Source organism: Corynebacterium glucuronolyticum DSM 44120 (assembly GCF_030440595.1).
Lineage (GTDB): Bacteria > Actinomycetota > Actinomycetes > Mycobacteriales > Mycobacteriaceae > Corynebacterium > Corynebacterium glucuronolyticum.
In genome coordinates this window covers 2,128,813-2,142,046 of sequence record NZ_CP047452.1, presented here as the reverse complement: position 1 = coordinate 2,142,046, position 13,234 = coordinate 2,128,813, and the positions used below count along the sequence as shown (strand labels likewise).

The 13,234-nt window shown below is 60.9% G+C and carries 14 protein-coding genes; 11 read left to right on the top strand and 3 right to left on the bottom strand.

Features of this window, described 5'->3' with window-relative positions; genetic code table 11:
• The first annotated feature begins 79 nt into the window (after positions 1 to 79).
• Positions 80 to 475, top strand: coding sequence for a hypothetical protein (locus tag CGLUCO_RS09545; protein ID WP_084036732.1), 396 nt, complete (start codon positions 80 to 82; stop codon positions 473 to 475).
• Positions 476 to 489: 14 nt separating this feature from the next.
• A complete protein-coding gene (gene ndk / locus CGLUCO_RS09540) occupies positions 490 to 900 on the top strand; it encodes a nucleoside-diphosphate kinase (protein WP_005389202.1) in 411 nt (136 codons plus the stop codon).
• A 72-nt stretch (positions 901 to 972) separates the two neighbouring features.
• Here ndk and CGLUCO_RS09535 read toward each other — a convergent pair whose 3' ends face one another.
• A complete protein-coding gene (locus tag CGLUCO_RS09535) occupies positions 973 to 1,728 on the bottom strand; it encodes a hypothetical protein (RefSeq protein WP_084036734.1) in 756 nt (251 codons plus the stop codon).
• A 174-nt stretch (positions 1,729 to 1,902) separates the two neighbouring features.
• On the opposite strand from CGLUCO_RS09535, the gene CGLUCO_RS09530 reads away from it, so the two are divergent.
• From CGLUCO_RS09530 to CGLUCO_RS09515, 4 genes are all read left to right on the top strand, one after another.
• Positions 1,903 to 4,596, top strand: coding sequence for a translation initiation factor IF-2 N-terminal domain-containing protein (locus CGLUCO_RS09530; protein ID WP_418884429.1), 2,694 nt, complete (start codon positions 1,903 to 1,905; stop codon positions 4,594 to 4,596).
• Positions 4,597 to 4,751: 155 nt separating this feature from the next.
• A complete protein-coding gene (gene rplU / locus CGLUCO_RS09525) occupies positions 4,752 to 5,057 on the top strand; it encodes a 50S ribosomal protein L21 (RefSeq protein WP_005389206.1) in 306 nt (101 codons plus the stop codon).
• Positions 5,058 to 5,074: 17 nt separating this feature from the next.
• On the top strand, positions 5,075 to 5,341 hold the full coding sequence (rpmA, locus tag CGLUCO_RS09520; protein WP_005395302.1) for a 50S ribosomal protein L27: 267 nt from the start codon (positions 5,075 to 5,077) through the stop codon (positions 5,339 to 5,341).
• A 60-nt stretch (positions 5,342 to 5,401) separates the two neighbouring features.
• Positions 5,402 to 6,325: a D-isomer specific 2-hydroxyacid dehydrogenase family protein gene (locus tag CGLUCO_RS09515; protein ID WP_084036736.1), complete on the top strand. Its 924-nt coding sequence runs from the start codon at positions 5,402 to 5,404 to the stop codon at positions 6,323 to 6,325.
• On the opposite strand, the gene CGLUCO_RS09510 is transcribed toward CGLUCO_RS09515, so the two are convergent.
• Positions 6,319 to 6,525, bottom strand: coding sequence for a hypothetical protein (locus CGLUCO_RS09510; protein ID WP_005389209.1), 207 nt, complete (start codon positions 6,523 to 6,525; stop codon positions 6,319 to 6,321). The two genes, CGLUCO_RS09515 and CGLUCO_RS09510, sit on opposite strands and share 7 nt — an antisense overlap.
• Positions 6,526 to 6,596: 71 nt before the next feature.
• On the opposite strand from CGLUCO_RS09510, the gene obgE reads away from it, so the two are divergent.
• From obgE to CGLUCO_RS09495, 3 genes are read left to right on the top strand one after another with little or no spacing between them, the layout of a single operon-like run.
• Complete coding sequence (gene obgE / locus CGLUCO_RS09505) at positions 6,597 to 8,072, top strand: GTPase ObgE (RefSeq protein WP_034989491.1); 1,476 nt, start codon at positions 6,597 to 6,599, stop codon at positions 8,070 to 8,072.
• Positions 8,072 to 9,160, top strand: coding sequence for a glutamate 5-kinase (gene proB, locus CGLUCO_RS09500; protein ID WP_005389211.1), 1,089 nt, complete (start codon positions 8,072 to 8,074; stop codon positions 9,158 to 9,160). The genes obgE and proB overlap by 1 nt, the downstream gene beginning before the upstream one ends.
• Positions 9,157 to 10,368: a glutamate-5-semialdehyde dehydrogenase gene (locus CGLUCO_RS09495; RefSeq protein WP_005389212.1), complete on the top strand. Its 1,212-nt coding sequence runs from the start codon at positions 9,157 to 9,159 to the stop codon at positions 10,366 to 10,368. Before proB ends, CGLUCO_RS09495 begins: the two co-directional genes overlap by 4 nt.
• Here the strand turns inward: CGLUCO_RS09495 and CGLUCO_RS09490 are convergent.
• Complete coding sequence (locus tag CGLUCO_RS09490) at positions 10,365 to 11,528, bottom strand: HNH endonuclease signature motif containing protein (RefSeq protein ID WP_084036738.1); 1,164 nt, start codon at positions 11,526 to 11,528, stop codon at positions 10,365 to 10,367. The two genes, CGLUCO_RS09495 and CGLUCO_RS09490, sit on opposite strands and share 4 nt — an antisense overlap.
• Positions 11,529 to 11,660: 132 nt before the next feature.
• Here CGLUCO_RS09490 and CGLUCO_RS09485 point away from each other — a divergent pair, with 132 nt between their 5' ends.
• Complete coding sequence (locus CGLUCO_RS09485) at positions 11,661 to 12,596, top strand: cutinase family protein (protein WP_005395320.1); 936 nt, start codon at positions 11,661 to 11,663, stop codon at positions 12,594 to 12,596.
• Between the two features lie 10 nt (positions 12,597 to 12,606).
• The gene (gene nadD, locus CGLUCO_RS09480) at positions 12,607 to 13,224 is read left to right on the top strand and encodes a nicotinate-nucleotide adenylyltransferase (RefSeq protein WP_005389215.1); all 618 of its coding nucleotides are present in this window, start codon (positions 12,607 to 12,609) and stop codon (positions 13,222 to 13,224) included.
• The last annotated feature ends 10 nt before the right edge of the window (positions 13,225 to 13,234 follow it).

Below are 13,234 nucleotides of genomic sequence, written 5' to 3'. Positions count from 1 at the left end.
ACCCTGCACCTCGAAGAGACGCATTTTGCGGGGGCAGAAGGGCAGTGGGATGCCCTGGATCAGGAAGGGTGGGATCGCCATGCCACGATTTATTGGCAGCTCCGCTGATGTGGGAAGTGAGATCGCACGGCGGATGGTGAGCGGGCATGTTCCCCGGCAGGCGTTTAGTTTCCCCGGAAGCGTGGGGGAGGTTGCCTTCAGCTTCGAGGAACCGATCTTTCCTGTGCAGGCGGAGAATGCGACAAAGCATCAGCTTGGTGCCACGGGATGGATTTCGGTGATTCGGTTCCGCTTACAGCATCGGGACGTTCCTGTACGCGGGTGCCTGTGGGCGGACTCCGCGTGGGTTGTTCATCTCTCACTCACCCCAGATATCGAGGTAACGGTGCGGATGGGGGACGGCGACCCGCATGCCGGTGAAGAGGGTGTGGAGAAAACGTACTACGGTTGGCATGCCGTCACCGCAACTATCTAGTAAAGTTGACCACCATGACTGAACGTACACTCATTCTTATCAAGCCCGACGGTGTCAAGAACGGCCACGTGGGCGAGATCATTTCGCGCATCGAGCGCAAGGGCCTGAAACTCGTCGCTCTGGATCTGCGCGTTGCTGACAAGGCCACCGCCGAGAAGCACTACGCAGAGCACGAGGGCAAGCCCTTTTACGGTGAGCTCGTTGACTTCATCACCTCCGCACCGCTCATCGCCGGTGTCGTCGAGGGCGAGCGCGCCATCGAGGCATGGCGTCAACTGGCCGGTGGCACTGATCCGGTGTCCAAGGCAGCGCCCGGCTCCATCCGTGGCGACTTCGCTCTCACCGTTGGCGAGAACGTTGTCCACGGCTCCGATTCCCCCGAGTCCGCCGAGCGCGAGATTAAGATCTGGTTCCCGAACCTGTAACGGCTGTTTTCGTCCACTGCCTGGTAGCCCTACGTCACGTGGGGCTTTTGCAATTGTGTGACGGGGCAGCGATCATTCCGCGTGGCGTGCCTGAAATTCTCGGGCCTGAGTGGAGTACTTGATTGTCTCCGCTCTAATGACCTGATCAAGGCCGCTCGACGTAAGCTCCACGTTCCAATGGTGGGGCTTATTTTGATAGCCGATGGTGCTGATGGTGACGGCACCGTTTTTCTGCAGGTTTTCGCAGGCCGTGATCACATCGTCGGGGTCGGCATTAATCCTTTTTGCGAGAGTTTTTATCTTCATCCGCCAGCCACCGGTGACTCCATGGTTGCGAAGTGCCTCCAGGGCGTCACGCTCTATGTCGGAGGTGGGGGCGGGGAGCTCTCGTGATGGTTGTTTCAATACTCTTCTGATCCGTTTCTTGATGGATAGGTATTTTCTGCGCGCATCGGCGATCATGCCAAGCGAAAGCGTGACAGACCACAACGCGAAGAGGCCGTACATCCGGACCTGGGGTGAAAGATCAAAGTGGGGCACCGCCGAATCGCCGATGATATCCATAAAGATGGTCGCCGCGAACGCTGCGGCCAGTGCGGAAGGCTTCCTTTCGACGCGATCCTCGGCGCGCGCCTTCACCGGGAACACCCCTGATTCAAACGAATGTCTAAAAGTGAAGCCTCCGACAAGCACGGTGAGGATGCCGAAGATAGCAATCCACAGGAAGTTTTCCATTTCCAGCGCTACGCGGCAGGCCGCAAGGGCAACGGCGGGGGCGACGTACGTTAACGGTTGAAAAGGTGGGAAGGGTACAGGGTTTTGGGACATGTCAAAAGTCTACATTATTGCCGAAGGCTCTCACGCTGTGCAACAATAGGTTAACGGTGCGTTCGCCCGGTCAGCCGGAACGCTGAACCACCCCATAAGACTTTTCGATATCCCGAGAGGCGGCGGCAGGAGAACCTGTCAGCGCCCGGGTACAAACAAATAAAAGGAGAACCCGTGGCACTCACCACCGGTGAACTAACACCCGTGAACCCAGATGACCTGGGTGACAAGGTGCGAGTCTATGACCTCGCACGCATGCTCAATACCGATTCAAAAACGGTTCTTGCTGGTCTAGAAGAGATCGGAGTCGAGGGGAAGAAGGCGCAGAGCTCCATCCATAAGGAGGAAGCAGAAAAGCTGCTCGCCCACCTATTCCCTTCTGCCAAGAAGTCGGCTAAGAAAACCTCCAAAAAGTCTGCCAAGAAGACCGTCAAGAAGTCGGCACCGAAAAAGCAGGAAAAACAGAAGGAGAAGGTTAAGCCCACCAACAAGAAGGGCAAGACCGATGAGGAAAAGCTCCGCTACCGCGTAACCAAGAACGTGGAGAACGAGATCCACCAGATCGAAGAGAAGGTGGAGAAGGCGTTGGAGGAGCGCCTGGAGGACGGTGCCGATGAGACGGAAGCACCCGTTGCCGTCACCCCCGCCCCCGAGCCGTCGGAGGAAGACGTGACAATGACTCCGATGTTCGTTGCGCCGACGTTCATTGCCCCGGAGCCGATCGTCGAGGAACCGGAGGATACCTCCGTCGATGAGGAAGACGATGAGCCGGCACCGCAGCCCGAGCAGTCGACGCGGAAGCGTCGCCGTGGCCGCCGGGGGACCGGTCGCGGGCGCAAGGAGGAGCCGAAGGACAAGCCGGTTGAGCAGATCACCGAGCCGAAGGCGATCAAGGGGTCGACGCGTCTCGAGGCGCAGCGTCGCCGCCGGCACGAGCGCCGCGTGGAGGATCGCAACAACCGCCACATTGTGACGGAGTCGGAGTTCCTCGCCCGCCGCGAATCCGTGGAGCGCACCATGGTCGTGCGCGAGCGTGAGCGTACGGATCACGAAGGCCTCGTCACGCAGATCGGTGTTCTTGAGGACGAGATGCTCGTCGAGCACTTTGTCACCTCCAACACCGCCGCATCCCAGGTGGGCAACATCTACCTCGGCCGCGTGCAAAACGTGTTGGACTCCATGGAGGCCGCCTTCATCGATATCGGAACCGGACGCAACGGTGTCCTGTACTCCGCCGACATTGACTGGCGCCAGATGGGACTCGGTGGCCGCAAGCGTCGTATCGACCAGGCCCTGAAGTCCGGCGACCAGGTGCTGGTGCAGGTATCTAAGGACATTGTCGGGCACAAGGGTGCCCGCCTCACCATGCAGATTTCCCTCGCCGGCCGCTACCTCGTGTACGTGCCACGGGGACGCAATGCGGGCATTTCCCGCAAGCTCCCCGAGCCGGAGCGTAAGCGCCTGAAAGCCATCCTCAACGATGTCATCCCCAACGAGGGTGGCGCGATCGTGCGCACCGCCGCCGAGGGGGTGTCCGAGAAGGAGATCGCCGCCGACGTGGAGCGCCTGCACTCCCTGTGGGAGGACATTGCGCAGCGGACGGAGGAGGAGAAGGCCTCCAAGGGGGCCAAGCCGGTCACCATGTACGAGGAGCCGGATGTGCTCGTTCGCGTTGTGCGTGACCTGTTCAACGAGGACTTCTCCACCCTCGTGGTGGAGGGCGACAGGGCCTACAACACCGTGTCTGACTACGTGAATACGGTCGCTCCTGACCTCGCCGAGCGCGTGGTCAAGTACGAGGCGGAGAACAACGACGGCAAGGACGTGTTTGAGAAGTACCGCATCGATGAGCAGCTGCAGAAGGCGCTGGGCCGCAAGGTGTGGTTGCCTTCGGGCGGCACGCTCATCATCGACCGCACGGAGGCCATGACCGTCATCGATGTGAACACCGGAAAGTTCACCGGCTCCGGCGGCAACCTCGAGGAGACGGTGACGAAGAACAACCTCGAGGCCGCCGAAGAGATCGTTCGCCAGATGCGTCTGCGCGACCTCGGCGGGATGATCGTGGTGGACTTCATCGACATGGTCCTGCCGGAAAACCGGGACCTGGTGCTGCGTCGCCTGAAGGAGGCCCTCGGCCGGGATCGCACCCGCCACCAGGTTTCTGAGGTTACGTCCCTCGGCCTCGTCCAGATGACGCGCAAGAAGTTGGGCACCGGGCTGCTGGAGACCTTTGCCACCACGTGCGAGGCCTGCGATGGACGTGGCATTATTCTGCATGAGGATCCGGTGGAGCAGCAGGAGAAGCGACCGGTGTACGGGCGCAATAAGAAGCGCCGTTCGAAGCCCGAGCACGATCCGCGCCAGCACCCGACGGCTCTTGCCATGCATCATGAAGACGACGAACATGATGAGGACGAGCACCACGAGCATCACGAAGCAGCTCCGGCGAAGGAAGAAAAGCCGCAGCGGGAGCGTCGTCGCTCGCACAAGAAGCACGAAGAGCCTCAGGAAGAGGAGCGCACCGAAACCTACGAGGAGGCGAAGGAGCGGTTTGAGAAGTCGCCGCGCCGCCGCCGTCGCACCCGTGGTAACTCGGTGAGCGACCACGCGCCGGATCCGGCCGACTTCGCCGAAAAGAAGCCGGAACCAGAACCGGAGCCGGAACCTCAGCCCGAGGAGAAGCCCGCTCCGAAGAAGGCCTCCGGTCGCCGTCGCCGTGCGGTGCGCAGGGCGGCGTCGAAAAGCGTGAGCAAGCCGAAGGCGGTGGCCAAAACCGAGCGGCAGCCCGAGCCTGAAACGGATAAACCGCAGCCGCAGACGAAGTCGAGGCGTCGCCGCGTGGCGCGTCGACAAGCGAAATCCTAGGGAATTTGGTAAAACGGCGACTGTCGGGGTAGTCTTGGGCAGTCGCTGTTTTAGGCGCGCAATTTGGTGCGCGACTAGCAGGAAAGTAACTGTAAGCATTCGCGGGTGCCGTAGTGTGCCCGCCACGAGTTTTGAGAAATGGGGTAACCCTCATTATGTACGCGATCGTCAAGACCGGCGGGAAGCAGTACAAGGTTGCCGAAGGCGACCTCGTCAAGGTCGAGAAGATCGAGGGTGAGCCGGGGACGTCCGTGGCTCTCACCCCCGTTCTGCTCGTCGACGGTGCTAACGTCACTACCAAGGCTGATGACCTCGCTAAGGTGAAGGTTGATGCCGAGATCGTCGAGCACGTTAAGGGCCCGAAGATCAAGATTTTGAAGTACAAGAACAAGACTGGCTACAAGAAGCGTCAGGGCCACCGCCAGAAGCTTACCGTGGTCAAGATCAACGGAATTAAGTAAAAGGAGGCGAATCCCACATGGCACATAAGAAGGGCGCATCTAGCTCCAGCAACGGTCGCGACTCACAGGCAAAACGCCTTGGTGTGAAGCGCTACGGTGGCCAGCAGGTGAAGGCAGGAGAGATCCTCGTTCGCCAGCGTGGCACCAAATTCCACCCCGGTGAGAACGTTGGACGCGGCGGCGACGACACTCTGTTCGCTCTCGCAGCTGGCGCAGTGGAGTTTTCCACCCGCAACAAGCGCACGCTCGTGAGCATCGTTCCGGCTGAGGCACAGTCCGCATAAGCGTTAAAGCTTTTATCCCCCGTGTAAACGGGGGATTTTTTTATCGGTACGCTGGTAGCCATGAAGTTCACAATGTTGCCCGATGTATGGAAAGAAACTATTGATCAGCTGACCGAACGGGGCCACGAGTACCTTCCGTTCGAGGGGGCGGTGCCGGACGGCTGCGAGTTCATTGTGTTTAATGGCACGGCCGCGGACTTCCCGGAGACGCTGCCGGAATCGGTAGGGTTCGTCCACACCCACTTCGCCGGTGTCGATGGCCTGGTGAAGGCCGGCTACCTCAAGCCGGGGAAGCTGCGTTGGTCGAACGCGCAGGGGCTGTACGCGGACACGGTGGCCGAGTCCACTCTGGGGCTGCTGCTCGGCGTCACTCAGATGCTGAGGACGGCCATCACCACTGGTTCCTGGGATGCTGCGGAGACCATGCACGAGAGTAAGCGGTGGCTCTTCGAAAGCACCGTTGCCGTCATCGGTGCCGGCGGGATCGGCTCGGCGATTGTTCCCCTGGTGAAGGCCTTCGGGGCGAAGGTGATTGCCGTTACCCACTCGGGCAGGGAGATTGAGGGCGCAGATGAATCGCTGTCGATGGACGAGTTCGAATGGGACAGTGCCGACATTCTGATCACCGTCACCCCGCTGACGAAGGACACGTACCACACGGTGAACGAGGAGTCCCTGAAGAAGATGAAGGATAGCGCCATCGTCATCAACGTGGGGCGTGGCCCGCTCGTGGATACGGATGCGCTCACTGAGGCTTTGACCTCTGGCGAGATCGCCGCTGCCGGACTTGATGTGTTGGACCCCGAACCGCTTCCGGCGGACCACCCGCTGTGGAAGTTAGAGAATTGCATCGTCACGCCGCACGTGGCCAATACCAACCCGGTGATCCGTCACCGCACTGGTCTTGCTGCCGCTGCGAGTGCTGATGCGTTTGAAAAGGGCGAGAAGATGCCGACCGAGGTCGACGTTGCGAGGGGTTACTGATCGAGCCCTGCGGCGATGCGGTCTGCCTCCCCGGAGCCGATCTCCCCGTAGCTGGTACCCCATGTGATGAGGAAATCTCCGGAGGGGGCCGGCCGCCAGTAGCCGTCGCGCCGCTCGTCAACGCTGGCGGGAATGTAGCGCTCGTAGTACTCGCCATTGTGGCGGAGTAGGTTTTGTTTGCCGTCAGTGTAAAACTTCATACGACAACTCTAATGCTAATTTTGTGTGCTTGCTGGTAAACTATCGTCCTCATGCGATTAAAGGAGTGTTCGTGGCTAATCGATTTATAGATCGTGTCGTTTTGCACCTGTCTGCCGGGGACGGCGGCAACGGGTGTTCGTCCGTGCACCGCGAGAAGTTCAAGCCGCTGGGCGGTCCCGATGGAGGCAACGGCGGCCACGGCGGGGACATCATCCTGCGTGCCTCCACCCAGGTACACACTCTCCTTGACCTGCACTTCCGTCCGCACCTCACGGCCTCCCGTGGTGCCAATGGTGCCGGTGATCACCGCAATGGTGCCCGTGGTGAGGATCTGATCCTCGAGGTTCCCGCAGGTACCGTCGTTTCTACCACCGACGGCGAGGTCCTGGCTGATCTCACCGATCCCGGCATGTCCATCATTGCCGCTAACGGTGGTCACGGTGGCCTCGGCAACGCCGCGCTGGCTTCCCGCGCCCGCAAAGCCCCGGGCTTTGCTCTCAACGGCGAGCCGGGGGAGTCCCTCGACGTTGTGGTTGAGCTGAAATCGCTTGCCGACGTAGGTCTCCTCGGCTTCCCGTCCGCCGGCAAGTCCTCGCTGGTCTCTGTCCTGTCGGCGGCCAAGCCGAAGATTGCCGATTACCCCTTCACCACGCTGCAGCCCAACCTGGGTGTCGTCAACGTGGGCCACGACGCGTTCACTATCGCCGATGTACCCGGCCTCATCCCCGGTGCCTCCGAAGGCAAGGGCCTCGGCCATGACTTCCTGCGCCACATTGAGCGCTGCGCCGTCCTCGTCCACGTTGTTGATACAGCCACCCTGGAGCCCGGCCGTGATCCAGTCAGCGATATTGAGGCCTTGGAGAAGGAGCTTGCCGCCTACAAGGAGCTGCTTCCCGAGGATTCCGACCTCCTTGAGCGTCCCCGTTTCATCGTCTTGAACAAAACCGATGTGCCGGAGGCCTTAGAGCTTGCGGAATTCGTCAGCGAGGACCTGAAAGAGAAGTTCGGGTGGCCGATCTTCATCATTTCCACCGTCGCACGAAAGGGGCTAGACCCACTGCGGTACGCGCTCATGGAGGCCGTAGCCGAGCGTCGAAAAGCAGAACCAAGGCGCAAGCGAGTAGATACCGTGCTGGTCAAGCCGAAGCGTCAGCAACTTGACGTGCGGAGAAGTGACGACGGCGAGGGCTGGATCGTCACCGGCGACAAGGTCGAGCGGTGGGTGCTCCAGACCGACTTCGAAAACGATGAAGCCGTCGGCTACCTCGGGGACCGCTTTGCCAAGGCGGGGGTAGAGGACATGCTGTTCAAGGCGGGTGCCCGCGCCGGGGATGCGGTCACCATCGGAGAGATTACCTTTGAATGGGATCCGCTCACCGCCGCCGGCGTAGACCCGCTGCTCACCGGGCGCGGAACCGACATCCGTCTGGAGCAGACCGGTCGTGCCTCTGCCGCCGAGCGCAAGCGTGCCTCGCAGGTGCGCCGTGGCCTCATTGAGGCCGAGGACTACGGCCAGGAAGCCGACACCGAGCGCTGGGAGGGATAATGGACCTCCGCGAGCAGCTCGCCACCGCGCGAAAAATCGTCGTCAAAGTCGGTTCCAGCTCCATTTCCACGCCCGAACACCGCGTGGACACCAAAGCAATCGACCGGATCGTCGATGCGATCACCGGCCGCGCCCAGGTCAGCGACATTATCCTCGTCACCTCCGGTGCCATCGCCGTCGGTATGGCCCCACTGCGACTGTCGTCGCGTCCTACGGACCTCGCGACCAAGCAGGCTGCGGCCTCCGTTGGGCAGGTTGAGCTTGCCTACGCCTGGGGGCAGAGCTTCGCCCGCCACGGCATCACCGTCGGTCAGGTCCTCCTCACCGCATCTGATGCTGGTCAGCGCGATCGCGCCCGCAACATCCAGAACACCATCGCCCGTCTACACCAGCTCGGTAGCATCCCCGTGGTGAACGAAAACGACACGGTTGCCACGACGGAGGTCCGGTTTGGTGATAATGATCGCCTCGCCGCAATCGTGGCGAACCTCGTCTCCGCAGACGCACTCGTTCTCCTTTCCGATGTCGACGGCCTCTACACCGCCAACCCATCCACCCCCGGTGCGCGGTTCATTCCTGAAGTTTCGGGACCAGAAGATCTCGCCGGCGTGGTCGCCGGTGGTGGCGGTGCCGTGGGAACCGGCGGCATGGCGACAAAGCTCAACGCCGCCCAACTCGCCACCCGGGCAGGCATTCCTGTCCTCCTCACCTCCGCCACCCGCATCGCCGACGCACTCGACGATGCCTCCGTGGGCACCGCCTTTGCCCCACGCAAGGGACTGAACGCCTGGAAAACCTGGGCCCTGTACGCCGCCGAGGTTTCCGGCAACCTGGTCGTGGACGAGGGCGCGATGGAAGCGCTTGCACAGCCCGGCACGTCACTCCTTGCCGTCGGTATCACAGCCATCGACGGGGATTTCCATGCCGGCGACATTGTGGAGGTACACGGCCCCGCCGGTGAAATCCTTGGCCGTGGCGAGGTGAATTACTCCTCCGGGGCGCTCCAGCGGATGCGCGGCAAACACACCTCAGACCTGCCTGATAAACGCCCCGTTGTCCACGCCGATTACTTTTCTCACCAGGAATGACACACACCATGAACGTAACAGAACTCGCCACGCGCGCCGCCCGTGCTTCCCGCACCATCCGCACGCTGCCCCGGACCACAAAGGACGAGGTATTGCGGGCTGCCGCCGGAGCCATCCGTGAGCACACGGACGCGATCCTTGCCGCCAACAAGGTGGACCTCGTCGTCGACGATGACCGACTCCTGCTCACCCCCGAGCGCATCGAGGGGATCGCCTCCGGTCTGGAACAGGTGGCAGCACTTCCGGATCCGGTAGGAGAAGTCCTCGAAGGGCGCACGATGTACAACGGCATCCGCATGACTAAGCGGCGCGTCCCCATCGGTGTGATCGGCATCGTCTACGAGGCACGGCCTAATGTCACCGTTGATGCTTTTGGGCTCACCTTTAAGTCCGGCAACGTCGTCCTCCTCCGTGGCTCCAAGACCGCTCGCAACACCAACGAAACGCTTGTGGGCATCCTGAGGAAGGTGCTTGAGGATTTCGGCCTTCCTGCCGATGCCGTTTGCCTGCTCCCGAGCGATGACCATAGCTCGGTGACCGAACTCGTCACCGCTCGCGGGCTCGTCGATCTGGTCATCCCGCGTGGCGGGGCAGGCCTCATCAACGCCGTTGTCACGCAGGCAACCGTGCCCACGATCGAAACCGGCACAGGCAACTGCCATGTCTACGTTGACGGCACGGCCGATCCCGCCAAGGCTCGCGACATCGTCCTCAACGGGAAAACTCGCCGGGTGTCGGTGTGCAATGCCACAGAGACCGTGCTTATCGACGCTTCCTACCCGCAGGCTACGGAGCTCCTCCAGGCCCTCGTGGACGCAGGTGTCACCATCCATGGGGACGACCTGCCCGTTGAGTGCGTTCCTGCGACGGATGCCGATTGGGCAGACGAGTACCTCTCCATGGACATCGCCGCCAAAATTGTGTCCGGCGTAGATGAAGCCATCGATCACATCCAGCGCTACAGCTCCGGGCACACCGATGCGATTGTTGCCCAGGACGCAGATGTCATCGACACCTTCGTTGAGGGGCTCGACTCTGCGGTGGTGATGGTCAACGCCTCCACCGCTTTCACGGATGGAGAGCAATTCGGGATGGGGGCAGAGATCGGGATTTCCACCCAGAAGCTCCATGCCCGTGGCCCGATGGCCCTCCCGGAACTAACCACCACGACCTGGACACTGCGCGGCGATGGCCAGACGCGGAGTTAGGCAGCGGGCCCGAACAACCATTCTCGCCGGGCGGTGAAGCTGTTGCGCAGCCCCGCCTTGCAGGCCAGCCCCGCGAGGGGCCCGGTGGGAATTGTCGTTGTCTTTTCCCCGTTGGCAAAGAACCATGTATTGATCCCCAGACCATCCATAATGACCTGGACGATGCCGAGGGTTTTCAACGTATGGTGCCGGTGGCACATGAGGTGCAGGTTATCGGGGCTGGTTGGTCCGTCACCCTTGTAATCCTGCACGTGGTCGATCTCGCAGTCCCGGGCGGGCACGTCGCAACCGGGGAAACAGCAGGTTCCGTCGCGGCCACGCACAAAGTCCTTGATCAGGGTGGAGGGTTTGTATCCGGTGGATACCTTTGTCTTGGCCTCATCCATGTCATGCGTGGTAGTCACTTTTCCTGTGAAGTAGTCGGAGAGGTTTGGCGTGAGATCCCCGACGTAGTCGGCGTACTCCGCCTTCCCATCCGCACCATAGGTGTTGAGCGTGACCTTCATCTGCACTTTGCTCATGATGATTTTCTTCAGCGCCTCTATAGGGGAGAGTCCCCATTGCCGTGCGCACTCCATGATTCGCACCTCGATTTCGGTGCCGGCTGTCTCGTCGAAAGACGCGACCACAACAGTCTCATCAACATCAGGGCTGTGCCAGAAAGTGAGCGAGTCCTTGTGTTTCCGCTCCCTCTTCTTAAACTTCACCCCGTACAGTTTGATAAGGATTCGCTTCACCTTCTTCTTGATCTCCCCCGGCGATGGGAGACATTGGTCTTTCCGAATCGGCTGCATGGCTTCGACGATGGCCGCATCAAACGCCGAGAGGTCGTCGCCGATGAGTGCTTTCACCTCGCACAACGGATCCGAGATCGCGCGCAGACGCCGGGCATCGAAGAGGTTTTTCTCCTCTACCCACGCGCGGAGCCGTGGCAGGTGATTGAGGGTGGCGTAGGCACAGAGCTTGCCGGCGATACTCGTCGCGGTTGAGCCGCACTGGCTGGCGAGCTCCTCCGCCGTCGCTGTGATATTGACGATGTCTGTGGTGAATTGTGACCAAAATTGTCTATCGCTCTTATTTTCGAATATGTAGCGTCTGCCGACGAGGTTTGTCGGCTTTTCGACGGTGTAATAAGCGTTGTCTGTGGCTTTTAACTGCATTTTCTACCCTTAGGCTGGGATCGACATTGTGTTCGAATTTATCGTACAAAGTGGCACCCACATCACTCACCCCCGCGGGGGTAGGGGGTGAGTGACCGGGAGAAACAGTCCGCAGATGAGAGGCGATAGTGGATGTGGCAGAATACAACAACGAAAGATCCCTCCGAGAAACGTGAACAGGAGATGGCTCTCTACATGAAGAAGCTTCTTCGAGCAATCGCTGCAACCGCTGTGGCTGTAGCATCCACCTTGGTTGTGCCCGTCGCGGCACAAGCGCAAGAGCCGTGCCCGGCTGTAGCCGTCGTGGCTGCCCGTGGCAGTGGTGAAAACGGTGGTGGTGCGTGGGCACCACAGAACTACGGTGGCCCGTTCTGGTCCAATGGTCGTGAGGGTCCCACTCTGGCGGCCATGTTCCACTATTTTGAGTCCCGCTACAACTGGGATACCGGCGGATCGGTCATGAATTCGGTCAAGGTTCTCGGGCTCGACGAGTTCAAGTACCCGGCTGCTGCACCGGAGCGGGATATCACCCCACCGACGGATTTCGATTCCGCAGTGAACCTGTTCCGCGAGATGCTCCTTCCGCAGGCTGCGCTCTTCCGTGACTCGTTTATCAACGGCACCCACGGTGTCCTGTCCACCATCAACGACTATGAGGCCAGCAGTGGCTGCCACCCGCAGTACGTGTTGGCTGGTTACTCCCAGGGCTCCGTGGTCATGGGTGGTGTCGAGCGGACGCTTGACCGCCAGGGCAAGCTTGCCGGAGTGATCAACCTCGGCAGCCCGTACAACACGCAAGGCACTCCGGGGCGCATTGGAACGGGGCTCAGCGGCATCGGCGTGCTGGGCGGGACTCCCATGCGTGCTGGCGCGCTGTCGGGTGCTCCGCGCATCGAGTACTGCGTGGCTGATGACCCCTTCTGCGACCTGAACGTACGCAAGTACCTCAACGGCCAGTGGGTGGACAACTCCGCACACGGCTCCTACTTCCGCTGGAACTCCTCACGTGCTGCGGATCGCGACGCAGCTGCCCGGATCTTTGCCTCCTGGGTAGACGCGCGACGGTAGCCTAGGGGGTATGGCGAACCGCATTGGAATCATGGGTGGAACGTTCGATCCCATCCACAACGGCCACCTCGTTGCGGGCAGCGAGGTGGCTTACCGTTTTGGTCTGGACATCGTGCTTTACGTCCCCACCGGGGAGCCATGGCAGAAGGCCGACCGGAAAGTAAGCGACAAAGAGGACCGGTATCTCATGACGGTCATCGCTACCGCGTCCAACCCACGGTTTACCGTGTCGAGGGTGGATATTGACCGGGAGGGGGCGACGTACACCATTGACACGCTGCGGGAGCTGAGGGAGCAGTTCCCGGATGCCGAGCTGTTCTTCATCACGGGGGCGGACTCGTTGCAGAACATCACAAGCTGGAAAGACTACGAGGAGATGTTCGAACTCGCGCACTTCGTGGGTGTAAATAGACCAGGCTACGAGGTCGACGAATCCGCTCTGCCGGAGGGGAAAGTGCAGTTCATCAACATCCCTGCGATGGCGATTTCGTCCACCGATTGTCGCGCACGAGCACGCAGTGGCCAGCCCGTGTGGTACCTCGTGCCCGACGGCGTGGTTCAATACATTGAAAAGCGCAAACTCTACCGGCGGGAGGGGCCACGGGAGATCCTTTCTCCCAGCACGTAGCTTGGTGCTA

What these genes read in the sequence shown, in the direction of transcription:
- CGLUCO_RS09545 (WP_084036732.1), top strand. Translation starts at nt 80, where the DNA reads ATGCCACGATTTATTGGCAGCTCCGCTGATGTGGGAAGTGAGATCGCA.
- ndk (WP_005389202.1), top strand. Translation starts at nt 490, where the DNA reads ATGACTGAACGTACACTCATTCTTATCAAGCCCGACGGTGTCAAGAAC.
- CGLUCO_RS09535 (WP_084036734.1), bottom strand. Translation starts at nt 1,728, where the DNA reads ATGTCCCAAAACCCTGTACCCTTCCCACCTTTTCAACCGTTAACGTAC.
- rplU (WP_005389206.1), top strand. Translation starts at nt 4,752, where the DNA reads ATGTACGCGATCGTCAAGACCGGCGGGAAGCAGTACAAGGTTGCCGAA.
- rpmA (WP_005395302.1), top strand. Translation starts at nt 5,075, where the DNA reads ATGGCACATAAGAAGGGCGCATCTAGCTCCAGCAACGGTCGCGACTCA.
- CGLUCO_RS09515 (WP_084036736.1), top strand. Translation starts at nt 5,402, where the DNA reads ATGAAGTTCACAATGTTGCCCGATGTATGGAAAGAAACTATTGATCAG.
- CGLUCO_RS09510 (WP_005389209.1), bottom strand. Translation starts at nt 6,525, where the DNA reads ATGAAGTTTTACACTGACGGCAAACAAAACCTACTCCGCCACAATGGC.
- proB (WP_005389211.1), top strand. Translation starts at nt 8,072, where the DNA reads ATGGACCTCCGCGAGCAGCTCGCCACCGCGCGAAAAATCGTCGTCAAA.
- CGLUCO_RS09495 (WP_005389212.1), top strand. Translation starts at nt 9,157, where the DNA reads ATGACACACACCATGAACGTAACAGAACTCGCCACGCGCGCCGCCCGT.
- CGLUCO_RS09490 (WP_084036738.1), bottom strand. Translation starts at nt 11,528, where the DNA reads ATGCAGTTAAAAGCCACAGACAACGCTTATTACACCGTCGAAAAGCCG.
- CGLUCO_RS09485 (WP_005395320.1), top strand. Translation starts at nt 11,661, where the DNA reads ATGTGGCAGAATACAACAACGAAAGATCCCTCCGAGAAACGTGAACAG.
- nadD (WP_005389215.1), top strand. Translation starts at nt 12,607, where the DNA reads ATGGCGAACCGCATTGGAATCATGGGTGGAACGTTCGATCCCATCCAC.